The 20,994-nt window shown below is 64.8% G+C and carries 20 protein-coding genes; 12 read left to right on the plus strand and 8 right to left on the minus strand.

What is annotated here, in order from left to right:
* The first annotated feature begins 6 nt into the window (after nucleotides 1-6).
* The 9 genes from murD to lpxC all read left to right on the plus strand — a co-directional run bounded on the left by murD (nucleotide 7) and on the right by lpxC (nucleotide 10,407).
* A complete protein-coding gene (gene murD, locus NAV27_RS06635; protein ID WP_009867950.1) occupies nucleotides 7-1,350 on the plus strand; it encodes a UDP-N-acetylmuramoyl-L-alanine--D-glutamate ligase in 1,344 nt (447 codons plus the stop codon).
* Nucleotides 1,350-2,576 carry a putative lipid II flippase FtsW gene (gene ftsW / locus NAV27_RS06640; RefSeq protein ID WP_102827564.1) on the plus strand — a complete coding sequence of 409 codons (1,227 nt, stop codon included), beginning with the start codon at nucleotides 1,350-1,352 and terminating at the stop codon, nucleotides 2,574-2,576. The genes murD and ftsW overlap by 1 nt, the downstream gene beginning before the upstream one ends.
* A 10-nt stretch (nucleotides 2,577-2,586) precedes the next feature.
* A complete protein-coding gene (gene murG, locus NAV27_RS06645) occupies nucleotides 2,587-3,636 on the plus strand; it encodes an undecaprenyldiphospho-muramoylpentapeptide beta-N-acetylglucosaminyltransferase (protein WP_256430621.1) in 1,050 nt (349 codons plus the stop codon).
* Entirely contained in the window at nucleotides 3,629-5,089 is a 1,461-nt protein-coding gene (gene murC / locus NAV27_RS06650) for a UDP-N-acetylmuramate--L-alanine ligase (protein ID WP_077683665.1), read from the plus strand. Before murG ends, murC begins: the two co-directional genes overlap by 8 nt.
* Nucleotides 5,086-6,030, plus strand: coding sequence for a D-alanine--D-alanine ligase (locus NAV27_RS06655; protein ID WP_043295839.1), 945 nt, complete (start codon nucleotides 5,086-5,088; stop codon nucleotides 6,028-6,030). Before murC ends, NAV27_RS06655 begins: the two co-directional genes overlap by 4 nt.
* A 1-nt stretch (nucleotide 6,031) precedes the next feature.
* Nucleotides 6,032-6,889 (plus strand): cell division protein FtsQ/DivIB, encoded by an 858-nt coding sequence (locus NAV27_RS06660; RefSeq protein WP_043295840.1) that lies wholly within the window; start codon nucleotides 6,032-6,034, stop codon nucleotides 6,887-6,889.
* Between the two features lie 12 nt (nucleotides 6,890-6,901).
* Nucleotides 6,902-8,149 carry a cell division protein FtsA gene (gene ftsA / locus NAV27_RS06665; protein ID WP_009867941.1) on the plus strand — a complete coding sequence of 416 codons (1,248 nt, stop codon included), beginning with the start codon at nucleotides 6,902-6,904 and terminating at the stop codon, nucleotides 8,147-8,149.
* Between the two features lie 47 nt (nucleotides 8,150-8,196).
* Entirely contained in the window at nucleotides 8,197-9,381 is a 1,185-nt protein-coding gene (gene ftsZ, locus NAV27_RS06670; protein ID WP_043295841.1) for a cell division protein FtsZ, read from the plus strand.
* A gap of 114 nt (nucleotides 9,382-9,495) precedes the next feature.
* Complete coding sequence (lpxC, locus tag NAV27_RS06675) at nucleotides 9,496-10,407, plus strand: UDP-3-O-acyl-N-acetylglucosamine deacetylase (protein ID WP_009867939.1); 912 nt, start codon at nucleotides 9,496-9,498, stop codon at nucleotides 10,405-10,407.
* 50 nt (nucleotides 10,408-10,457) lie between these two features.
* Here lpxC and NAV27_RS06680 read toward each other — a convergent pair whose 3' ends face one another.
* The 6 genes from NAV27_RS06680 to NAV27_RS06705 all read right to left on the minus strand — a co-directional run bounded on the left by NAV27_RS06680 (nucleotide 10,458) and on the right by NAV27_RS06705 (nucleotide 14,635).
* On the minus strand, nucleotides 10,458-10,619 hold the full coding sequence (locus NAV27_RS06680; RefSeq protein ID WP_175415013.1) for a hypothetical protein: 162 nt from the start codon (nucleotides 10,617-10,619) through the stop codon (nucleotides 10,458-10,460).
* A gap of 8 nt (nucleotides 10,620-10,627) precedes the next feature.
* On the minus strand, nucleotides 10,628-11,029 hold the full coding sequence (locus NAV27_RS06685) for a Rho termination factor N-terminal domain-containing protein (RefSeq protein WP_102827562.1): 402 nt from the start codon (nucleotides 11,027-11,029) through the stop codon (nucleotides 10,628-10,630).
* Nucleotides 11,016-12,380 carry a PQQ-dependent sugar dehydrogenase gene (locus NAV27_RS06690; protein WP_102827561.1) on the minus strand — a complete coding sequence of 455 codons (1,365 nt, stop codon included), beginning with the start codon at nucleotides 12,378-12,380 and terminating at the stop codon, nucleotides 11,016-11,018. The genes NAV27_RS06685 and NAV27_RS06690 overlap by 14 nt, the downstream gene beginning before the upstream one ends.
* A gap of 69 nt (nucleotides 12,381-12,449) precedes the next feature.
* Complete coding sequence (locus NAV27_RS06695; protein ID WP_009867934.1) at nucleotides 12,450-12,944, minus strand: MgtC/SapB family protein; 495 nt, start codon at nucleotides 12,942-12,944, stop codon at nucleotides 12,450-12,452.
* A gap of 60 nt (nucleotides 12,945-13,004) precedes the next feature.
* Nucleotides 13,005-14,027, minus strand: a complete 1,023-nt coding sequence (locus NAV27_RS06700; RefSeq protein WP_009867932.1) for a DUF5924 family protein — start codon at nucleotides 14,025-14,027, stop codon at nucleotides 13,005-13,007.
* A 134-nt stretch (nucleotides 14,028-14,161) separates the two neighbouring features.
* Nucleotides 14,162-14,635, minus strand: a complete 474-nt coding sequence (locus NAV27_RS06705; RefSeq protein WP_009867931.1) for a DUF4440 domain-containing protein — start codon at nucleotides 14,633-14,635, stop codon at nucleotides 14,162-14,164.
* A gap of 967 nt (nucleotides 14,636-15,602) precedes the next feature.
* On the opposite strand from NAV27_RS06705, the gene NAV27_RS06710 reads away from it, so the two are divergent.
* Entirely contained in the window at nucleotides 15,603-16,514 is a 912-nt protein-coding gene (locus NAV27_RS06710) for an SDR family oxidoreductase (protein WP_102827560.1), read from the plus strand.
* Between the two features lie 32 nt (nucleotides 16,515-16,546).
* Here the strand turns inward: NAV27_RS06710 and dauA are convergent, their stop codons facing one another.
* On the minus strand, nucleotides 16,547-18,283 hold the full coding sequence (dauA, locus tag NAV27_RS06715) for a C4-dicarboxylic acid transporter DauA (RefSeq protein ID WP_102827559.1): 1,737 nt from the start codon (nucleotides 18,281-18,283) through the stop codon (nucleotides 16,547-16,549).
* 188 nt (nucleotides 18,284-18,471) lie between these two features.
* On the opposite strand from dauA, the gene NAV27_RS06720 reads away from it, so the two are divergent.
* Together NAV27_RS06720 and mqo are read left to right on the plus strand one after the other, a co-directional pair.
* On the plus strand, nucleotides 18,472-18,759 hold the full coding sequence (locus tag NAV27_RS06720) for a PA4642 family protein (RefSeq protein WP_102827558.1): 288 nt from the start codon (nucleotides 18,472-18,474) through the stop codon (nucleotides 18,757-18,759).
* A gap of 316 nt (nucleotides 18,760-19,075) precedes the next feature.
* The gene (mqo, locus tag NAV27_RS06725; protein WP_102827557.1) at nucleotides 19,076-20,587 is read left to right on the plus strand and encodes a malate dehydrogenase (quinone); all 1,512 of its coding nucleotides are present in this window, start codon (nucleotides 19,076-19,078) and stop codon (nucleotides 20,585-20,587) included.
* A 91-nt stretch (nucleotides 20,588-20,678) separates the two neighbouring features.
* Here the strand turns inward: mqo and NAV27_RS06730 are convergent, their stop codons facing one another.
* Entirely contained in the window at nucleotides 20,679-20,873 is a 195-nt protein-coding gene (locus NAV27_RS06730) for a hypothetical protein (RefSeq protein WP_043295852.1), read from the minus strand.
* Between the last annotated feature and the right edge of the window lie 121 nt (nucleotides 20,874-20,994).

A 20,994-nucleotide genomic window follows, 5' to 3' on the forward strand; every position in this document is an offset into this window, starting at 1 on the left:
TAGAGAGTGCTGATCGCTTCCGACCAGTTCCGCATCGTTGTCGGCCTCGGCAAGAGCGGCATGTCCGTGGTTCGCCATCTGGCGCGCCGTGGTCTGCCGTTCGCGGTCGCCGACACGCGCGCGAATCCGCCGGAGCTGGCCACGCTCAAGGCACAGTACCCCGGCGTGGAAGTGCGCTGCGGCGAGCTGGACGTCGAATTCCTCTGTCGCGCCAGCGAACTGCTGGTCAGCCCCGGCCTGGCCATCGCCACCCCGGCGCTGCAGGCGGCTGCCGCGCGCGGCGTGAAGCTCTCCGGCGATATCGACCTGTTTGCCCGGGAAGCGAAAGCGCCGATCGTCGCCATCACCGGCTCCAATGCCAAGAGCACCGTGACCACGCTGGTCGGCGAGATGGCCGCCGCGGCTGGCCGCCAGGTTGCCGTGGGCGGCAACCTGGGCACGCCGGCGCTCGATCTGCTGGATGATGGGGTCGAGCTGTACGTGCTCGAGCTTTCGAGCTTCCAGCTGGAAACTACCGACCAGCTGAACGCCGAGGTTGCCACCTGCCTGAACGTCAGCGAAGACCATATGGATCGCTACAGCGGGCTGCCGGCCTACCATCAGGCCAAACATCGCATTTTCCGCGGCGCACGGCAGGTGGTGATCAACCGTGACGACCGCCTGAGCCGCCCGCTGATCGGCGAGGATGTGCCGGTCTGGTCGTTCGGCCTCGGCAAACCGGATTTCAAGGGCTTCGGCCTGCTCGAGGAGGGCGGCGAGAAGTATCTGGCGTTCCAGTTCGAGACGCTGATGCCGGTCAGCGAGCTGAAGATTCGCGGCGCACACAACCAGGCCAATGCGCTGGCGGCGTTGGCGCTGGGGCATGGGGTTGGCCTGCCGTTCGACGCAATGCTGCGGACGCTGCGTTCGTTCGCCGGTCTCGCGCATCGCTGCCAGTGGGTCGGCGAGCGCGGCGGCGTGGCGTTCTACGATGACTCCAAGGCCACCAATGTCGGCGCTGCGCTGGCGGCTATCGACGGGCTGGGTGCAGATATCCCCGGCAAGCTGGTGCTGATTGCCGGCGGTGACGGCAAGGGTGCGGATTTTTCCGCCCTGCACGCACCGGTCGCGCGCTACTGCCGCGCGGTCGTTCTGCTCGGACGTGATGCCGACGTGCTGGCCGCCGCGCTGGACGGCGCCGCGCCGCTGCTGCGCGTGCGCACGCTTGAGGAGGCCGTGCAACAGGCGGCGGCCTGCGCCACGGCTGGTGATGCGGTGCTGCTGTCGCCAGCTTGCGCCAGCCTGGACATGTTCAAGAACTTCGAGGAGCGCGGTCGCCTGTTCGCCGCTGCGGTGGAGGCGCTCGTCTGATGTTTGCCTTCCTGCGTGGTGCGCCTTCACCGCTGTTCGGCCCTCGCGGCCTGGATCTGGACTTCGCGATGCTGGCCGGTTGCCTGGCGCTGCTCGGCCTTGGGCTGGTGATGATCACCTCGGCTTCGTCGGAAGTGGCGGCGGTGAATTCGGGCAACGCGCTGTATCACATGACCCGCCACATGGTGTACGTCGCGCTCGGCCTGGGCGCCGCCGGCCTGATGCTGCTGGTACCGGTTTCGACCTGGCAGCGGTTGGACTGGATGCTGCTGCTGGCGGCCTTCGGTCTGCTGATCCTTGTACTGATCCCGGGTATCGGCCGCGAAGTGAACGGTTCGATGCGCTGGATCGGGTTCGGCGCGTTCAACGTGCAGCCGTCCGAGCTGGCCAAGGTGTTCGTGGTGATCTATCTCGCCGGCTATCTGGTGCGTCGCCAGGAAGAGGTACGCGAGAGCTTCTGGGGCTTCGCCAAACCGTTCCTGGTGCTGCTGCCGATGGCCTTCCTGCTGCTGATGGAGCCGGACTTCGGCGCCACCGTAGTGATGATGGGCTCGGCGGTGGCCATGCTGTTCCTCGGTGGCGTCGGCCTGATCCGCTTCAGCCTGCTGGTTGCGGCGGCGGTCGGTGCGGTGTTCGTGCTGGTGCAGACGCAGGAATACCGCCTGCAGCGCCTGATTACCTTCACCGACCCGTGGGCCGACCAGTACGGTGCCGGCTATCAGCTGACCCAGGCGCTGATCGCCTTCGGCCGCGGCGAATGGTTCGGCGTCGGGCTGGGCAACAGCGTGCAGAAGCAGTTCTACCTGCCCGAGGCGCACACCGACTTCGTGTTCTCCGTGCTGGCCGAGGAGCTGGGCATGGTCGGCGCGTTGCTGACCATCCTGCTGTTTGCCTTCGTCGGCGTACGCGCGTTGTACATCGGCCTGCAAGCCGAGAAGGCGCGTCAGTTCTTCGGCGCCTACGTCGCCTGGGGCATGGCGTTCCTCTGGCTGGGGCAATTCCTCATCAATGTCGGGGTGAACGTTGGCCTGCTGCCGACCAAGGGACTCACGCTGCCGTTTCTCAGCTACGGCGGCAGCTCGCTGGTGGTGACCTGCGCGAGCATGGCGTTGTTGCTGCGTATCGAGTGGGAAAGCCGCACGGTGCTCGGCAGTGAGGATGTCGAGTTCAGCGAAGCGGACTTCGAGGAGGCGCCAGTTGCCAAGGAGGTCGCCCGTGGCCGCTAACGTGCTGATCATGGCCGGTGGTACCGGTGGCCACGTGTTTCCGGCGCTGGCCTGCGCCCGCGAATTCCAGGCGCGCGGCTACGCCGTGCACTGGCTGGGTACGCCGCGTGGTATCGAGAACGAGCTGGTGCCGGCCGCCGGTCTGCCACTGCATCTGATCCAAGTCAGCGGATTGCGCGGCAAGGGCATCGCTTCACTGATCAAGGCACCGCTGCAGCTGATTCGCTCGCTGTTGCAGGCGCGTCGCATTGTGCGCGAGCTGCAACCGGTCTGCGTGCTGGGGATGGGCGGCTATGTCACCGGTCCGGGCGGTCTGGCGGCCTGGCTCGCTGGCGTGCCGCTGATCATTCACGAGCAGAACGCCGTCGCCGGCACTGCCAATCGCAGTCTGGTGCCGCTGTCGCGCCGTGTCTGCGAGGCGTTCCCGGATACGTTCAAGGCCAGCGACAAGCGTCGCACCACCGGCAATCCGGTACGCGAGGAGCTGTTTCTCGAAACGCCGCGCGACGCCCTGGGCAACCGCCGTCCGCGCCTGCTGGTGCTCGGCGGCAGCCTGGGCGCCGAGCCGCTCAACAAGCTGCTACCTGCTGCGCTGGCGCGTGTGCCGGGCGAGCTGCGTCCCGAGGTGTTCCACCAGGCCGGTAAGCAGCACGCTGACATCACAACCGAGCGTTACGCCGAAGCTGGCGTCGCCGCCGAAGTGGCACCGTTCATCAAGGATATGGCGCGCGCCTATGCCTGGGCCGATCTGGTGATCTGCCGCGCTGGCGCGCTGACCGTCTGCGAGCTGGCAGCCGCGGGTCTGCCGTCGTTTCTGGTGCCGCTGCCGCATGCGATCGATGACCACCAGACGCGCAATGCCGAATATCTGGCGAAGGAGGGCGCGGCCGTCCTTCTGCCGCAAGCCAAGACCGATGCTGCCGTCCTCGCCGCGCAGCTTGAAGAGGTACTGATGCACCCGGAAAAACTCAAGGTCATGGGCGCCACCGCTCGCCGGCTGGCGCGACCCGATGCGACGCGGCGCGTCGTCGATATCTGCCTGGAGGTGGCCAATGGCTAAGTCCCCGGCTGCGGTAAAGGCTGAAGTCCGGCGCATGCGGCGCATTCGCCGCATCCATTTCGTCGGCATCGGCGGCGTGGGCATGTGCGGCATCGCCGAGGTGCTGCTGAACCTGGGCTACGAGGTTTCCGGTTCGGATCTGAGGGAATCGGCCAGCACCGAGCGCCTGCAGAGTTTCGGCGCGCATATCTTCATCGGCCATCAAGCCGGTAACGTCGCCGGTGCCGACGTGCTGGTGGTGTCCAGCGCCATCAATGCCAGCAATCCCGAGGTCGCACTGGCACTGGAACAGCGTATCCCGGTGGTGCCGCGCGCGGAAATGCTCGCCGAGCTGATGCGCTACCGCCACGGCATCGCGGTGGCCGGTACCCATGGCAAGACCACCACCACCAGCCTGCTGGCTTCGGTGTTCGCCGCCGGCGGCCTGGATCCGACCTTTGTCATCGGTGGCCGGCTGACCGCGGCGGGCACCAACGCCCAGCTCGGCGGCAGCCGCTATCTGATCGCCGAGGCGGACGAAAGCGACGCCAGCTTCCTGCATCTGCAGCCGATGGTGGCGGTGGTCACCAATATCGACGCCGATCACATGAGCACCTACGGCGGCGACTTCGGCAAGCTGAAGAAAACCTTCATCGAATTCCTGCACAACCTGCCGTTCTACGGGCTGGCCGTGCTCTGCGTGGACGACCCGGTGGTGCGCGAAATCCTGCCGCAGATCGGCCGGCCAACCACCACCTACGGCATTAGCGAAGACGCCGACGTACGCGCCATCAATATTCGCCAGGAAGGCATGCGCACCCATTTCACCGTGCTGCGCGCCGGCTGCGAACCGCTGGACGTGACGGTGAACATGCCCGGTACCCATAACGTGCTCAACGCGCTGGCGACCATCGCCATTGCCACCGACGAAGGCATCGATGACGAGGCCATCGTTCAGGGGCTGTCGCAGTTCGCGGGCGTGGGGCGGCGCTTTCAGGTCTACGGTCAGCTGCCGGTTGAGGGCGGCAGCGTGATGCTGGTGGACGACTACGGCCACCATCCGCGCGAAGTGGCTGCGGTGATCAAGGCCGTGCGTGGCGGCTGGCCGGAGCGCCGACTGGTGATGGTCTATCAGCCACATCGCTTCAGTCGCACCCGCGATCTCTACGACGATTTCGTGCAGGTACTGGCCGACGCTAATGTGCTGTTGCTGATGGAGGTCTACCCGGCCGGCGAGGAGCCGATTCCGGGGGCCGACAGTCGCCAGCTCTGCCACAGCATCCGTCAGCGCGGCCAGCTCGATCCGATCTATGTCGAGCGAGGCGCCGACCTGGCCTCGATCATCAAGCCGCTGCTGCGCGCTGGCGACATTCTGCTTTGCCAGGGGGCTGGCGATATCGGCGGCGTAGCCCCGCAACTGATCAAGAGTCCCCTGTTTGGCGATGCCAAAGGCACCGCGAGGAAACAACCATGAGCGCCCTGCATTCGACCCGTGACCCGCAGGCGTTCGGCCGGGTTGCCGTGCTGTTCGGCGGCAAGAGCGCCGAGCGCGAAGTATCGCTGAAGTCCGGCGCGGCCGTGCTGCAGGCACTGCAGGCAGCCGGTGTGGATGCCTTCGGTATCGATGTCGGCGACGATCTGCTGCAGCGTCTTGATCGCGAGCGTATCGACCGCGCGTTCATCGTCCTGCACGGACGTGGCGGCGAGGACGGCAGCATGCAGGGTCTGCTGGAGTGCGCCGGCATCCCCTACACGGGCAGCGGCATCCTGGCGTCGGCGCTGGCAATGGACAAGCTGCGGACCAAGCAGGTCTGGCAGAGCCTTGGCCTGCCGACTCCGCGTCACGCCGCGCTGGCCAGTGTCGAGGACTGCCACGCGGCGGCTGTCGAGCTGGGGTTCCCGCTGATGGTCAAGCCGGCCCACGAAGGGTCGAGCATCGGCATGGCCAAGGTGGACGACGTCGAGGCGCTGATAGCCGCTTGGCGCGAGGCCAGTCGCTTCGATTCGCAGGTGCTGGTCGAGCAGTGGATCCAGGGCCCGGAGTTCACCATTGCAGTGCTGCGCGGCGAAGTACTGCCGCCGATTGGCCTGGGCACGCCGCACAGCTTCTACGACTACGACGCCAAGTACCTGGCCTCCGACACCCAGTACCGTATTCCCTGCGGGCTCGATCCGGTGCGTGAACAGCAGCTCAAGGACTTGTCGGCTCGCGCCTGCGAAGCGGTGGGCGTACGCGGTTGGGCACGGGTCGACGTGATGCAGGACGCCAACGGCGACTTCTGGTTGCTGGAGGTGAATACCGTACCGGGGATGACCGACCACAGTCTGGTGCCGATGGCGGCACGGGCCGCGGGTCTGGACTTCCAGCAACTGGTGCTGAGCATTCTCGACGACAGCGTCGGGGCGGAGAACTGAGATGATCACCACGCTGCGTCACTCGCAACCGGGAGGCGGCCGTGCGCTGCGCAAGCCGGCGCCGCGTGGGGCCAGCCGGCTGGTGGCCCGCGAGCCGCTGTCCGCACGGTTGCCGCGACCGAATCTGACGGGGCTCAAGCGCGCTGTCTGGCCATTGCTGCTCGTCGGTCTGGCCTTCGGCCTGTACGAGCTGGGTGAGCGCCTGCTGCCCTACGCTGACCGGCCGATCGCCAAGGTCAGCGTGCAGGGTGAGCTGAGCTACGTGGCGCGCGAGGCGGTGCAGCAGCGTATTGCGCCGTTCGTCGAGGCGAGCTTTTTCAAGGTTGATCTGAACGGCATGCGTCACGATCTCGAGCAGATGCCTTGGATCGCCCATGTGGAAGTGCGCCGTGTGTGGCCGGACCAGGTGCAGGTGAATCTCGAGGAACAGCTGCCGATTGCCCGCTGGGGCGACGAAGCGCTGCTGAACAACCGTGGGCAGGCCTTCGCACCGAATAACCTCAATCATTATGAACACTTGCCGCAATTGCATGGTCCGAAGCGGGCTCAGCAACGGGTCATGCAGCAGTACCAGATGCTCAGCCAGATGCTGCGGCCGCTGGGCTTTTCCATCGCGAGCCTGGAACTGCGCGAGCGTGGCAGCTGGTTCCTGACCACCAGCCAGGGCATCGAGCTGCTGCTGGGACGGGACCACGTGGTGGAAAAAATGCGTCGCTTCAATGCCATCTATCAAAAGGCGTTGCAGGCGCAAAGCGAGAAAATTGCAAGGATCGACCTGCGTTACGCCAACGGCCTCGCCGTCGCCTGGCGCGAACCGATCCCGACTGCGACGGACATGACCGTCGCGGCGAAGAATTGAGGAATGAAACACATGTCTAGCGTGCAAAGCGGCAAGATGATCGTCGGTCTCGATATCGGCACCTCCAAGGTGGTCGCGCTGGTGGGCGAGGTCACGGCCGACGGCGATCTGGAAATCGTCGGTATCGGTACTCACCCGTCCCGTGGCCTGAAGAAGGGCGTGGTGGTGAACATCGAGTCGACCGTGCAGTCGATCCAGCGTGCCATCGAGGAAGCCCAGCTGATGGCTGGCTGCCGCATTCACTCGGCGTTCGTCGGCCTCGCCGGCAACCATATCCGCAGCCTTAATTCGCACGGCATCGTCGCGATTCGCGACCGTGAGGTCAGCACCGCCGACCTGGAACGGGTGCTCGATGCCGCCCAGGCCGTGGCAATCCCGGCCGACCAGCGCGTGCTGCACACGCTGCCGCAGGATTACGTGATCGACAATCAGGAGGGTGTGCGCGAGCCGCTGGGCATGTCAGGCGTACGCCTGGAGGCCAAGGTGCACGTGGTGACCTGTGCCGTGAACGCCGCGCAGAACATCGAGAAATGCGTGCGTCGCTGTGGCCTGGAAGTGGACGACATCATCCTCGAACAGCTGGCCTCCGCTCATGCGGTGCTGACCGACGACGAGAAGGAACTGGGCGTGTGCCTGGTCGACATCGGCGGCGGTACCACCGACATCTGCATCTTTACCGAAGGCGCGATTCGCCACACCGCGGTAATTCCGATCGCCGGCGACCAGGTCACCAACGACATCGCGATGGCCCTGCGCACCCCCACGCAATACGCCGAGGAAATCAAGATCCGCTACGCCTGCGCGCTGGCCAAGCTGGCCGGTGCCGGCGAAACCATCAAGGTGCCCAGCGTCGGCGATCGCCCGCCGCGCGAGTTGTCGCGCCAGGCTCTGGCCGAAGTGGTCGAACCACGCTATGACGAGCTGTTCACGCTGATCCAGGCCGAGCTACGGCGCAGTGGCTACGAGGATCTGGTACCGGCCGGCATCGTGCTTACCGGGGGTACGTCGAAGATGGAAGGCGCGGTCGAACTGGCCGAGGAAATCTTCCACATGCCGGTACGCCTGGGCGTCCCGCATACGGTCAAGGGGCTCAATGATGTGGTGCGCAACCCGATCTATGCGACTGGCGTTGGCCTGTTGCTGTACGGCGTGCAGAAGCAGGTCGATGGCGTCGGTCCGCGTGGCACCGGCAGCCTGAACGAAGAACCCAAAACGTCTGTTCTGGATCGGCTCAAGGGCTGGATTCAGGGCAATTTCTAATCAGTACGCGGCAACCCAAAACTAGAAAGCTGGAAGGAGAGAGGGCCATGTTCGAACTCGTAGATCATACCCCGCAGAGTGCAGTCATCAAGGTTATCGGCGTCGGCGGTGGTGGCGGCAACGCCGTCAATCACATGGTGCGCAACAACGTCGAAGGCGTGGAATTCATCTGCGCCAACACCGATGCGCAGGCGCTGAAGAAGATCGAAGCGCGCACCGTGCTGCAGCTCGGTTCGGCCATCACCAAGGGCCTGGGCGCCGGCACCAATCCAGACATCGGTCGCCAGGCGGCGATGGAAGATCGTGAGCGCATCGCCGAGGTGCTCGAAGGTGCCGACATGGTGTTCATCACCACCGGCATGGGTGGCGGTACCGGTACCGGCGCTGCGCCGATCATCGCTTCGGTGGCCAAGGAAATGGGCATCCTCACCGTTGCTGTGGTCACCCGTCCGTTCCCGTTCGAGGGCCGTCGCCGCATGCAGGTGGCCGACGAGGGTATTCGCGCGCTGTCCGAATGCGTCGACTCGCTGATCACCATTCCCAACGAGAAGCTGCTGACCATCCTCGGCAAGGACGCCAGCCTGCTGTCCGCCTTTGCCAAGGCTGACGACGTGCTGACCGGTGCGGTGCGCGGCATCTCCGACATCATGCAGCGTCCGGGTCTGATGAACGTCGACTTCGCCGACGTCAAGACCGTCATGGGCGAGATGGGCATGGCGATGATGGGTACCGGCTGCGCTACCGGCCCGAATCGTGCGCGCGAGGCCACCGAGGCGGCGATCCGCAATCCGCTGCTGGAGGACGTGAATCTGCAGGGCGCCCGCGGCATCCTGGTGAACATCACCGCCGGCCTGGATCTGTCGCTGGGCGAATACGCCGCGGTCGGCGAGATCATCGAGGCCTTCGCTTCCGACGAGGCAACCGTCAAGGTAGGCGCGGTGATCGATCCGGATATGCGTGACGAGCTGCATGTCACCGTGGTGGCTACCGGCCTGGGGCCGCGCAATGAGAAGCCGGTCAAGGTCATCGACAATACCCTGCAGGCTTCGGTTGCCCCGTCCGCACCGGTTGCACCGCGTCAGGAGCAGGTGGCAGTCAACTACCGTGACCTGGAGCGTCCGACAGTGATGCGCAATCAGGCCCATGCCGCGGCCACTGCCGCCAAACTGAACCCGCAAGAGGATCTGGATTATCTGGACATCCCGGCGTTTCTGCGTCGTCAGGCCGATTGACTGAAGTTATCAGGAGTATTGTTGTGATTGGTGTTCAGCAAAGTTGGCATCTGCTATTATCGCCGGCAATTGTTGAAAACAATTCGCAACTAGTGCAATAGCGAACCAAAGGCCATGATCAGACAACGCACCCTGAAGAACATCATTCGCGCCACTGGCGTCGGCTTGCATTCGGGAGAGAAGGTTTACCTGACCCTGAAACCGGCGCCGGTGGATACCGGAATCGTGTTCTGTCGCACCGATCTCAACCCGCCCGTGGAGATTCCCGCGCGGGCCGAGAACGTCGGCGAAACCACCATGTCCACGACGCTGGTCAACGGTGACGTCAAGGTCGACACAGTGGAGCATCTGCTTTCGGCAATGGCCGGGCTGGGAATCGACAACGCCTACGTCGAACTCTCCGCCTCGGAAGTGCCGATCATGGATGGCAGTGCCGGGCCGTTCGTATTCCTGATTCAGTCAGCCGGCCTGCAGGAGCAGGACGCGCCGAAGAAGTTCATTCGCATCAAGCGCGAAGTCACCGTCGAGGAGGGCGACAAGCGTGCGACCTTCCTGCCGTTCGACGGCTTCAAGGTGAGCTTCGAGATCGATTTCGACCATCCGGTGTTCAAGGGCCGTACCCAGACCGCCAGTGTGGATTTCTCCAGCACTTCCTTCGTCAAGGAAGTCAGCCGTGCGCGAACCTTCGGTTTCATGCGCGACATTGAATTCCTGCGCTCGCACAATCTGGCGCTCGGCGGCAGCGTGGATAACGCCATCGTGGTGGACGAGAACCGCGTGCTCAACGAAGACGGCCTGCGTTATGAGGACGAGTTCGTCAAGCACAAGATCCTGGATGCCATCGGCGATCTGTATCTGCTGGGCACCAGCCTGATCGGCGAGTTCCGTGGCTTCAAGTCCGGGCATGCATTGAACAACCGCCTGTTACGCACCCTGATGGCCCAGAAGGATGCGTGGGAGCTGGTCACTTTCGATGACGCTCAGACCGCCCCGATCTCCTACATGCGTCCGGCGGCAGCCGGCTGAGCAGTACCTCCTTCCTTAAGTATTCTTGAGCCACCTTCGGGTGGCTTTTTTTATGCCGTGGTGAACGCGTTGCCTTGCTCGGGCTCGCGCGCAGGCGGTTTTTCGACTGGTGGCGGCTGGCCCGGGTCGTCGATCGGTAGCGGCTCACCCGGCTCCTCGCGCTTGGGGTTGGTAGTGGGATCGGGCGTGGTCGGGCAGTCAGGCGCGTGCATGTATTCGCTCAGCTCAACGCGTGCAGCAATTCGGCTTTGCGCATCTTCGAGCGTCCGCGGATGCCGCGCTCGCGGGCCTTCTGCAGCAGTTCGTCGCGCGTCATTTCGGCGAGAGACGTACTGGCTGCGCCGCCGCGCTGACGTGTCGAGCCGCGATTGGGCGAGGCGCCGGCGCGCGCCTGCGCGGCGCGGTGTGCCGAGTCCTTGCGGTCAGCGCGCTTGGCCGTCTCGCTTTTCTTGCGGCCCGCGCCGCCCTTGCGCTCGCCGCCCCCGGATTGCTTGTTGACCGTGGCCCAGGCGCGCGCTTCGGCCTCCTTCGGCGCTACGCCGCGTTCTTCGTAGCTCTCCTCGATGTGTTCGGCCTTGCGCTGCTGCTTGTCGGTGTATTTGGATTTGTCACCGCGGGGCATCGGAACCTCCTTCGCGCGGTTGCGCGCGGGTGTCTTGATTGGGAGTGGGGGTTACGCGCCAGACACGGTTGCCGACATCATCGGCGACCAGCAGCGCGCCGCTGCGGTCGATCGCGACGCCGACCGGACGCCCCTGCGCGTCGCCGTCCGGGTTGACGAAACCGGTCAGCACATCCTCGGCCGGACCGGCGGGCCTGCCGTCGCGAAACGGCACGAAGACCACCTTGTAGCCGCTGAGCGGCTTGCGGTTCCAAGAGCCGTGCTGTCCGACGAAGGCGCCTTTGGCATAGCGTCCGGGCAGCAGGTCGCCCTCGTAGAAGGCCAGACCCAGCGACGCGGTATGCGCGCCCAGCGCGTAGTCGGGCACGATGGCCTTGGCGACCAGGTCCGGGCGCGGCGGTTCGACTCGCTTGTCCACGTGCTGGCCGTAATAGCTGTAGGGCCAGCCGTAGAAGCCGCCTTCCTGTACCGAGGTCATGTAGTCGGGCACCAGATCGCTGCCGATCTCGTCGCGCTCGTTGACGGTAGTCCACAGCTGGCCGCTGTCGGGCTGCCAGGCCAGCCCGTTGGGATTGCGCAGCCCTGACGCGAACAGGCGCAGCGTTTTGGCTTGTGGATCGACTTCGAGAATCGCTGCGCGGTTTTCCTCGGCCTGCATGCCGTTTTCCGCGACGTTGCTGTTCGAGCCGCTGGTGACGTACAGCCGCGTGCCATCCCGGCTGGCGATGACATTCTTGGTCCAATGGTGGTTGATCGGCCCTGCCGGGAGGTCGACGACCTTCTCGCCAGCGGCCAGCTCCAGGCGCGTGGCGCCTTCCCGGTATGGAAAGCGCAGCAGGGCGTCGGTATTGGCGACGTACAGCTGGTCGTCGACCAGTGCCATGCCGAACGGCGAGTTGAGTCCTTCGAGAAAGACGCTGCGCTGTTCCGGTCGGCCGTCACCGTCGCGGTCGCGCAGCAGGGTGATGCGATTGGCGCTCGGTGTTCGCGAGCCGGCGCGGGCCATTACCTTGTTCATGATCCAGCCGCGGATGCCCTGGCTACCTTCCGGTTTGGGCGGAGCATCTGCTTCGGCAACCAGAACATCGCCATTGGGCAGCACGTGAATCCAGCGCGGATGCTTCAGGTCGTCGGCAAACGCGGCGACTTCCAATCCGGGCGCGGCCTGCGGTTTGCCGCCTTCGGGCCAGCCTTTGGCCGGGGCAATGTTGACGGTCGGCAGCAGCGTCTTGTTCGGAGCCGGTAGCGCCGGATCAGGACCATAGCCGGCTTCGACTGGCGTTTTCGCGGTATCGCCGCAACCGCCCAGGGCGAGGGAGGTGGCGATCAAACAGGGGCGGGCAGCGGGCATGGTCTCGGCTCCGGGACGCGGACTGTCTGATTTACGACCCCCCTGGCTGCGTCATCGTTCGCGCGTTCGTCAGGACGGGGGCGTGTCGTCCCGCTTGTGCGCCGCGTGGCGTTCCACCGTTGGCATGAGCAGCAGTACCAGCAGCGTCAGTAACGTGCTCAGCACTGCGGTCGCTTCGTGGCCGAGGCCGGCGGCGACACCGATGGCCGCGGTCATCCAGATATTGGCAGCGGTGGTCAGCCCCTGCACGTCTTCGATGGAAGTGCCCTTGAGGATCGTGCCGGCGCCGAGAAAACCGATGCCGGTGATGATGCCCTGCATCACCCGCGAAACCTCCACACCGGCCTGCACCGGCACCAGCACGAACAGCGCGGCACCGAGCGCCACCAGCATGTGCGTGCGCAGGCCGGCGGCGCGGCGTCGGAGTTCGCGCTCGTAGCCGAGCAGACCGCCCAGCAAGGCAGCGAGCAGCAGGCGCATGGCGACGCGCACGGCCTCGTCCAGATCGGGGATATCCGCGAATTCCGCGGCGATCATCCGGGCAACGATATCCCACCAGTCCATGTCAGCCTCCGATTCACGCTGCGCTTTCTCGTTAGGAGTGGCGGCGCGGGCGGACGTTCGCTATTCGCTGACCTCAAAGCGCAGCATGCCGATCATCTGACCTGCCTCCGTCACCACCCGTACGCGCCACTTGCCGGCCGATTGCGGCGGGAAGTTGCGCTTGTGCGTCCAGGCGCGGTAGCCGGCTTCGCGGCCGCCGCTGATGTCCAGGGCGATGCGATCGACCTGACGTCCTTCGTGCAGCCACTCGTGGTAAATGCGCTCCTTCAGCCCGCGCGGGGCATTGATCGCGGTGAAGGCGTAGAGGCCGGTGGCGTGCAGTTCGGCGCTGCTGAGCTGGCGCAGACCCTTGCCGGGTTTGCGCTGGCGGTCGTCCAGCTGGGTTGTCACGGCGACATCGGTGAGCCACAGCGACGCCGGCGGTACCCAGGTGCGTCCGAGCCAGCCTGCGCCGGCGAGCGCGACGGCCAGACCGACGATGCCAAGCAGGCTGCGCCAGTTCCATTGGCGGAACAAACTGCCCAGGCTGGGCAAGGCCAAGAGCACCGTCACGGCGAGCGCCAGCTGATAGCTCTGCGGTGTGGACAGATGCAGGATGATCGGCAGCGCGGTGAGCAGCACGGCGAACAGCGTTACGGCATGAAAGCCCAGGTAGACCCAGCGGCGTGGCGCCAGCCAGCGGTAGTACAGCGGATCGATCAGCGAGATCAGCGCCGCGCCGCCAAGCAGGCCGGTGAACAGTGCCTGTCCACTGTTCCAGGTCGTGGTGATGGCGAAGAACGGGATGATGAAGAACAGGCTTTCCTGGTGGACCATCTGCGTCGCATAGCGCAGCAGCGGTGCCGGCAACTGCCAGCCGAACCAGCGCTTCAGGCTGCGCCGCAGGCTGTGTTCGAGCGTCAGCCAGACCCAGCTCACCAGCATGATGACGGCGATGCCCTTGGCCAGCCCGGCGTGGCGCTCGACCAGCAGGAAACTGGCCACGCCCGAGCAGAAACCGAACAGCGCAACGGTGCCGGGGAAACGACGGAGCAGCGCGCTGATTCGGTCGATCAGCAGCGCCAGGCGGGCTTTCAGGCGCATGCGAGGATCACTTCGAGCCGGTGGGTTTATCCGGTTGGACAATGCGGGAACGCGGGGATTGCATGCGGCAGCCATGCTGCCCGCACATGCGGGCGGCACAATGGCCCGTAGCGGCGGGCCGGTCAAGAGGGCTGTCAGGGCGTCGTTGCGGCACGCTCGGGCATTGCCGACGAGTGATGGCTGCTGATAAGCCAGCGCGCCTGCTGCGGATCCCACCGGTAGGTGAAGGTATAGCGTGCCTGCACCGCCGAGCCGTCACCGAAGCGGAAGGTATAGAGCCCAGTATCCAGCGCGGTGCGGCAGTCGATGCGGATCATGCGCGAGTCGATGCGCCCGTCCGGACGCTTGGCCATGAAATGCGAGAAGTAGTCTTCCTTGTCCGCCGCGGTTTCCCGTGGGGTATTCGACAGGGTTGGCAGCAGCAGCGAGTCGGTGGCGTAACGTCGGACTACTCGCTTGGGATCGCCGCTGCGCAGGTCTTCATTCCATTGCGTGAACAATGTGGCGATATCGTCTTCGTTACTGCTCGGACAGGTATCGTCGGCGGCCTGCGCGGTGAATGGCAGCAGCGCCGCCGTGGCGATGATCAGGGAGAGGGCGTATTTCATTCTTTTTTTCCGGATCGGTTGTTGGAAGGCGGACGGCGTCCGCCGCCGGCAAGGCCGACCCGGTTGTGACCGCGTGGTCGCCCCGGCAGTGCCCGAACCGGGCGGGACAAATCAGCGCAGGCCCAGGCTTATCCACTCATGCTGTGCGCTACCTTGTGGGTAACTTCTGCATGGATGCGTGCACCCCAACAACGGCGGGCGTTTGCCGCGGTTGATCGCTTTCTGAACAGTGCGTTGAATGAACGTCACGGCAATGACTGCAGCACGAAACCTGTTATCCACGATTGCTGTGCAGTTATTTGTGGGTAAGTTGGGCAAACAGCGCCACATGCCGCGAAGCATGCGGGCTGCGCCTCGGTGGATGAAATTTGAGCAATGGTTTCGATGGGTTCATTCGTCCGCGCATGTACCGCTGACCGCCGAGGCATAGTTGGCGAAAAGGCATTGCAAGATGGCACGACTGATCATGGCGTAACTCCGGGCTGTGACTGGCCAGTTGAAGGATAAGCCCGGGCCCGCTCGTGGGCCGGTTGATTTACGCCATGGCCGTAATAGATATACGGCAATCGTGTTATCCCCGTGAACTGTGCGGCGTTCTGTGGATAACCTTTGGAACAATGCCTGCCGAGGTGATGGCGCCTGGCCTGTAACCGCCTGTTCGATTTTTGATCGATCGGCTTGTTAGCTGTGTAACCCCCAGTAAAATCAGCCGTTTGCGGCTTTCCGGCGGGGCCGCCATGGGAGCATCCGGGGCAAATTTGTTATCCCCGAAAACTGTGGATGCCGCTGTGGATAAACTGCTGGCAAAACGGGCGAAGCGCCGTGACATCTGGGCTGCGTGGCTACGGTACAAAAAACGATCAGCGCATCGTCGAGCGTTATGCCGATCCATTCATTTCGAGGCGTTTGATTGTCGCGGCACCGGGCGACGGGGAGACTCGCGGCATTCATGACCGAGGAGCAGTCCATGACGCAACCCATTCGTTTTGAAGACAAAGTGGTCATCGTGACCGGAGCCGGTGGCGGCTTGGGGCGCGCCCACGCGCTGCTGTTCGCCCGGCACGGCGCGCGGGTGCTGGTCAACGATCTGGGCGGGACTGCTCAGGGCGAGGGTGCCAGCAGCTCCGCCGCAGACCGGGTCGTCGAGGAGATCCGCCAGGCCGGCGGTACCGCTGTGGCCAACCATGACTCGGTGACCGACGGCGAGCGCATCGTCGAGCAGGCGCTGGATAGCTTCGGGCGCGTGGACGTGGTCGTGAACAACGCCGGCATCCTGCGTGACCGCACGTTCCACAAGATGGAGGATGCCGACTGGGATCTGGTTTACCGCGTGCACGTCGAGGGCGCCTACAAGGTCACGCGCGCCGCCTGGCCGCTGATGCGCGAGCAGGGTCACGGGCGGGTGATCTTTACCGCGTCCACCTCGGGTATCTACGGCAACTTCGGCCAGGCCAATTACGGCATGGCCAAGCTCGGCCTTTATGGCCTGACCCGCACACTGGCGCTGGAGGGACGCAAGAGCAACATCCTGGTCAACGCCATCGCGCCGACCGGCGGCACGCGCATGACCGAGGGGCTGATTCCGCCGCAGGTATTCGAGCAGCTCAAGCCCGAGCTGGTAAGCCCGCTGGTGGTGTATCTCGCCAGCGAGCAGTGCCAGGACAGTGGTGGGCTGTTCGAGGTGGGTGGCGGCTGGATGGGCAAGGTGCGCTGGGAGCGCAGCCTGGGCGTCGGCTTCGATCCGCGCACTGGTTTCGCTGCCGAGGATGTCGCCGCCAACTGGACGCGCATCTGTGACTTCCAAGACGCAGCGCACCCGGCAGACAACCTCGAGGCGCTGCGGGAAATGATGGCCAACCTGCAGAAGTACGCCGGCTGATCGTCACCGTGACATCCGCTGCCGCGCGGCCCTCAGGCCGGCTGCGGCAGCGGTTTGTCCTCATCCTGCAGCAGACGCAGGGCCTTCTCCCGCGCCTGGGTCAGATCGCGCACGTATAGCAGGCGACCCGGCAGCCGGTGAATACCGGCACGCCGCAGCTTCAGCCGTACGCGCGCATTGCTACCGCTGAGAATCAGCGTGACGCCGAGTCGCCGGTAATCCACCAGCACGTTCTCCAGCGCCGCCAGGGCGGTCATGTCCAGCATGGGCACGGCGCTGATGTCGACGATGACCACCCGCACTTCGGGGTTGAAGCGGCGCAGTGCGCCCAATGCCTTTTCCGCGGCGCCGAAGAACAGCGGACCGCGGATGGCATAGGCCGCCACGTGCTCCGGCAGGTCGGCCAGGACGCGACGCTGATCGCGTGACAGTTGGCCGGTGTCGGTCAGCTCGCTCATGCGTTTGATGAACAGTCCGGCGGCCAGCAGCAGGCCAACGCCCACCGCCAGGACCATGTCGAACAGCACGGTCAGCACCAGGCAGGTCAGCAGCACCAGCACGTCGCTGCGCGGCGCAATGCGCAGCACATGCACGACGTGCGGCGCTTCGCTCATGTTCCAGGCCACCATCAGCAGCAGCGCCGCCAGCGCGGCCATCGGCAGATAGCTGAATAGCGGTGCGAGCCAGAGAATCGCCACCAGCACCACGCCGGCATGGATGATCGCCGCCAATGGCGAGAACGCGCCGGCGCGGATGTTGGCGGCGCTGCGTGCGATGGCGGCAGTGGCGGTGATGCCGCCGAACAGCGGGGCGATCAGGTTGCCCAGGCCCTGGCCGATCAGTTCTCCATTGGGTTCATGGCTACTGCCGGTCATGCCATCGGCGATCACCGCACAGAGCAGCGATTCGATGGCACCCAGCATGGCGATGGCGAACGCCGGGGCGAGCAGCTGGCGGAACAGTTCGTAAGTCAGTTGCAGTGGTTGGCCATCCGGGCCCGGGAGCAGCCACGGCCAGGTGAAGTCCGGCAGCAGTGGCGGGATGCCCGGATGGCGGACGCCATCGAGTTCGTAGCTGAAGCGTTCGCCCAGCGTGGCGACCGGCATGCCGGACGACTCCAGCGCGAGGCCGACCAGTGCGCCGATCGTCAGCGCGACCAGATGGCCGGGCACGCGCGGCACCCAGCGTGGCCAGAGAATCAGAACGGCCAGACAGACGATCGCGACCAGCCCATCGCCCACCTGCGCCCCCGGCAGCGAGCGCGCCAACAGGACGACCTGATCGACGTAGTGCTGGGGCTGTTCGCTGAGCGTCAGGCCGAACAGGTCCTTGACCTGCAGCGTGGCGATGACGATGCCGATGCCGGCGGTGAAGCCCAGGGTGACCGGATAAGGAATGAAGGCAATCAGCCGGCCGGCACGCAGCACGCCGAGCGCGATCAGAATCAATCCGGCCAGCATGGTGCACAGCAGCAGACCGCCGACGCCGAACTGCTGGGTGATCGGCAGCAGGATCACCACGAAGGCGGCGGTCGGGCCGCTGACGTTGAAGCGCGAACCGCCGGTAAGTGCGATCAGCGGCGCGGCTATCAACACCGTGTACAGGCCGTGCTGCGGCGGCGCGCCGACCGCGATCGCCAGTGCCATCGCCAGCGGGATGGCGATGATGCCGACGGTCAGGCCGGCGCTGAGATCGCCACGCAGCTGCGCGGGGCCGTAACCCAGGCGTAGCGTCTGACGCCAAGCGGCGAATAGAGACGGTAGGTTCATGCCGTGACGCTCCTTGTACGCAATGCAGCAGTATAAGCACCGGCGTGGCGCTCGGATCGATGGTAATCCTCCGTCCGCGTACGCCGCTGCGAGTACGACCTTGGTCGCAAGCCGCCCTGGCGCGTTGAGCGTGCCGGCCGCGAGGAGTAAACTGCCGCCCCGGTGAGAATCCGCGGAGCAGAATCGACATGCGTAAAGACAAAAAGCAGGTGATTGGCGAGGAGATCGGCGACGAAGCGATCAAACTGTTTCTTCTGCCGGAACCGGCTGACGATACGCCGCCGTCGCTGCACAAGCTGATCAAGGCCTATCGCGGGCTGCGCATCGATGACTTCGAGCGCTACATCGGTTTCTTCCAGGCCGCCGGCTACGACCTCGGCGCACGTGACGCCAAGGGGCGGGATTTCATCGAGCTGGTCGCCGATCAGCATCAGGCGCGGCCGTACATCGAGGTGATCGAAGCGGCTCGTGGCTGACGAGACTGCATCAACATAATGGATATCCGGTGATCGGTGAGCGCATGGCGCGACCGGTATCGATCGCCTGCAGGATTCGCAAATCGTTTTTTTCGCCGCATCCGGCTGTAGAGCCCGGGTCTAACCCCGCTCCGGTCCGATCGAGGCGTCAGGAAGGAAGCCAAAAGCCGTCCTTCCAACAGCTGGCAGGCGTTCTTCTCGCCTGTTCTCGGGCACAGATATCCCGAGCAGCGGATACAGAGACCTCCTCCGTTTCTGGCCGTCTGGCTGGTGGGTTATACGCGGCCGCGTACTGCGGACGTGACAGTTTAATGCTGTGATTCTGGAGAACGCGTTAATGACGCAACACGATAGCGAAGCAGTGGATATGGTGTTGGTGGGGGCCGGCATCATGAGCGTTACCCTCGCGGTATTGCTCAAGGAACTCGACCCCAGCATCAAGCTTGAGATCGTCGAACTGCAGGAATCCGGAGCCATCGAAAGCTCCAATCCCTGGAACAATGCCGGTACTGGCCACGCGGGGCTTTGTGAGCTGAATTACACCCCCGACAGCAAGGACGGCACGATCGATATCAAGAAGGCCGTCCATATCAATACCCAGTTCGAGGTCTCGAAGCAGTTCTGGGCATATCTCGCCGATCGCGAAGGCTTCGGCTCTCCCCGCGACTTCATCAATGCCGTACCGCATCTGAGCTTCGTGCGCGGTAGCAAGAACATCGATTTCCTCAAGCGCCGCTTCGATGCGCTGAAGACCCACCACGCCTTCTCCGACATGGTCTATTCCGAAGACCGTGCCACGCTGGCCGAGTGGATGCCGCTGATGATGCCGGGACGCGCGGCCGACGAGCCGATCGCCGCAACCCGTGCGATGAACGGCACTGACGTCAACTTCGGCGCAGTCACCAACCAGATGCTCAGCTATCTGTCGCGCAGCGCCGGCGTCAAGGTTTCCTACAACCAGAAAGTCACCGGCCTGGCGCGCACCGCGACCGGCTGGAAGGTCGACATCAAGAACACCCGCAGCGGCGAGTCCCGTGAAGTGGCTGCCGGCTTCGTATTCCTCGGCGCCGGTGGCGCTGCACTGCCGCTGCTGCAGATGTCCGGCATCGAGGAAGGCAAGGGTTTCGGCGGCTTCCCGGTCAGCGGTCAGTGGCTGCGTTGCGACAACCCGGAAATCGTCGCTCAGCACCAGGCCAAGGTCTACAGCCTGGCCGCGGTCGGCGCCCCACCGATGTCGGTGCCGCACCTTGATACCCGCGTAGTCGATGGCAAGAAGTCCCTGCTGTTCGGCCCCTACGCTGGCTTCACCACCAAGTTCCTCAAGCGTGGTTCCTTCATGGATCTGCCGCTGTCGATCCGCCCCAGCAACATCGGCCCGATGATGGCGGTGGCGCGCGACAACATGGATCTGACCCGCTACTTGATCAAGGAAGTGATGCAGTCCATGGAAGATCGCCTGGAAACCCTGCGCGGTTTCTATCCCGAGGCGAAGGCGGAGGACTGGCGTCTGGAGATCGCCGGGCAGCGCGTGCAGATCATCAAGAAGGATCCGAAGAAGGGCGGCATCCTGCAATTCGGTACCGAACTGGTTGCCGCGAAGGACGGCAGCATCGCCGCGCTGCTCGGCGCCTCGCCGGGTGCCTCGGTGACGGTTTCGATCATGCTCGAGCTGATCGAGCGCTGCTTCCCCGAGCAGTACCGGTCGCAGGCCTGGTCGACCAAGCTGGGCGAGATCTTCCCGGCACGCGAAAACCAGCTGCAAAGCGACGCGACGGCCTATCGCGAGATCAGCGCGCTGTCGGACAAGCGTCTGGGCCTGGCGGACTGATCACTGCCGCGTTCTTTGGCTGAACGAAAAACCGCCCTGTCTCCTGGAGGCAGGGCGGTTTTTTTTTGCAGGTGTTGCGACCTTGGCCGGTTCAGCGGCCTGCGAGGATCGCGTCGGCCGGCAACGGGCGGCCGATCCAGTCGAGCCGGACTTCGCCTACTTCGATCCAGCGATGGCCCCGCGGGCGGTTGGTGGCGGTGCACAGCATGCGACAGCAGCCTTGCTCGTCGACGAATGCGTAGTGCTGGCGTGAGCGCAGGCGCAACAGGCGGCGCAGGAAGTTCATGATCGGACACCTCAACGGAAGCGGTGCGCGCTTTATCGCAGGTGTCGATGACAGGCGAATGACGGAACGCGCCGGCCGGCCGGTCGGTCTGAAGCGCATCACTGTCGGGGTACGGAAGCGC

Source organism: Stutzerimonas degradans (assembly GCF_024448505.1).
Lineage (GTDB): Bacteria > Pseudomonadota > Gammaproteobacteria > Pseudomonadales > Pseudomonadaceae > Stutzerimonas > Stutzerimonas degradans.

Coding starts and splice junctions, on each gene's coding strand:
- ftsW (WP_102827564.1), top strand. CDS start 1,350: ATGTTTGCCTTCCTGCGTGGTGCGCCTTCACCGCTGTTCGGCCCTCGC.
- murG (WP_256430621.1), top strand. CDS start 2,587: ATGGCCGGTGGTACCGGTGGCCACGTGTTTCCGGCGCTGGCCTGCGCC.
- murC (WP_077683665.1), top strand. CDS start 3,629: ATGGCTAAGTCCCCGGCTGCGGTAAAGGCTGAAGTCCGGCGCATGCGG.
- NAV27_RS06655 (WP_043295839.1), top strand. CDS start 5,086: ATGAGCGCCCTGCATTCGACCCGTGACCCGCAGGCGTTCGGCCGGGTT.
- NAV27_RS06660 (WP_043295840.1), top strand. CDS start 6,032: ATGATCACCACGCTGCGTCACTCGCAACCGGGAGGCGGCCGTGCGCTG.
- ftsA (WP_009867941.1), top strand. CDS start 6,902: ATGTCTAGCGTGCAAAGCGGCAAGATGATCGTCGGTCTCGATATCGGC.
- ftsZ (WP_043295841.1), top strand. CDS start 8,197: ATGTTCGAACTCGTAGATCATACCCCGCAGAGTGCAGTCATCAAGGTT.
- lpxC (WP_009867939.1), top strand. CDS start 9,496: ATGATCAGACAACGCACCCTGAAGAACATCATTCGCGCCACTGGCGTC.
- NAV27_RS06680 (WP_175415013.1), bottom strand. CDS start 10,619: ATGCACGCGCCTGACTGCCCGACCACGCCCGATCCCACTACCAACCCC.
- NAV27_RS06685 (WP_102827562.1), bottom strand. CDS start 11,029: ATGCCCCGCGGTGACAAATCCAAATACACCGACAAGCAGCAGCGCAAG.
- NAV27_RS06690 (WP_102827561.1), bottom strand. CDS start 12,380: ATGCCCGCTGCCCGCCCCTGTTTGATCGCCACCTCCCTCGCCCTGGGC.
- NAV27_RS06695 (WP_009867934.1), bottom strand. CDS start 12,944: ATGGACTGGTGGGATATCGTTGCCCGGATGATCGCCGCGGAATTCGCG.
- NAV27_RS06700 (WP_009867932.1), bottom strand. CDS start 14,027: ATGCGCCTGAAAGCCCGCCTGGCGCTGCTGATCGACCGAATCAGCGCG.
- NAV27_RS06705 (WP_009867931.1), bottom strand. CDS start 14,635: ATGAAATACGCCCTCTCCCTGATCATCGCCACGGCGGCGCTGCTGCCA.
- NAV27_RS06710 (WP_102827560.1), top strand. CDS start 15,603: ATGACGCAACCCATTCGTTTTGAAGACAAAGTGGTCATCGTGACCGGA.
- dauA (WP_102827559.1), bottom strand. CDS start 18,283: ATGAACCTACCGTCTCTATTCGCCGCTTGGCGTCAGACGCTACGCCTG.
- NAV27_RS06720 (WP_102827558.1), top strand. CDS start 18,472: ATGCGTAAAGACAAAAAGCAGGTGATTGGCGAGGAGATCGGCGACGAA.
- NAV27_RS06730 (WP_043295852.1), bottom strand. CDS start 20,873: ATGAACTTCCTGCGCCGCCTGTTGCGCCTGCGCTCACGCCAGCACTAC.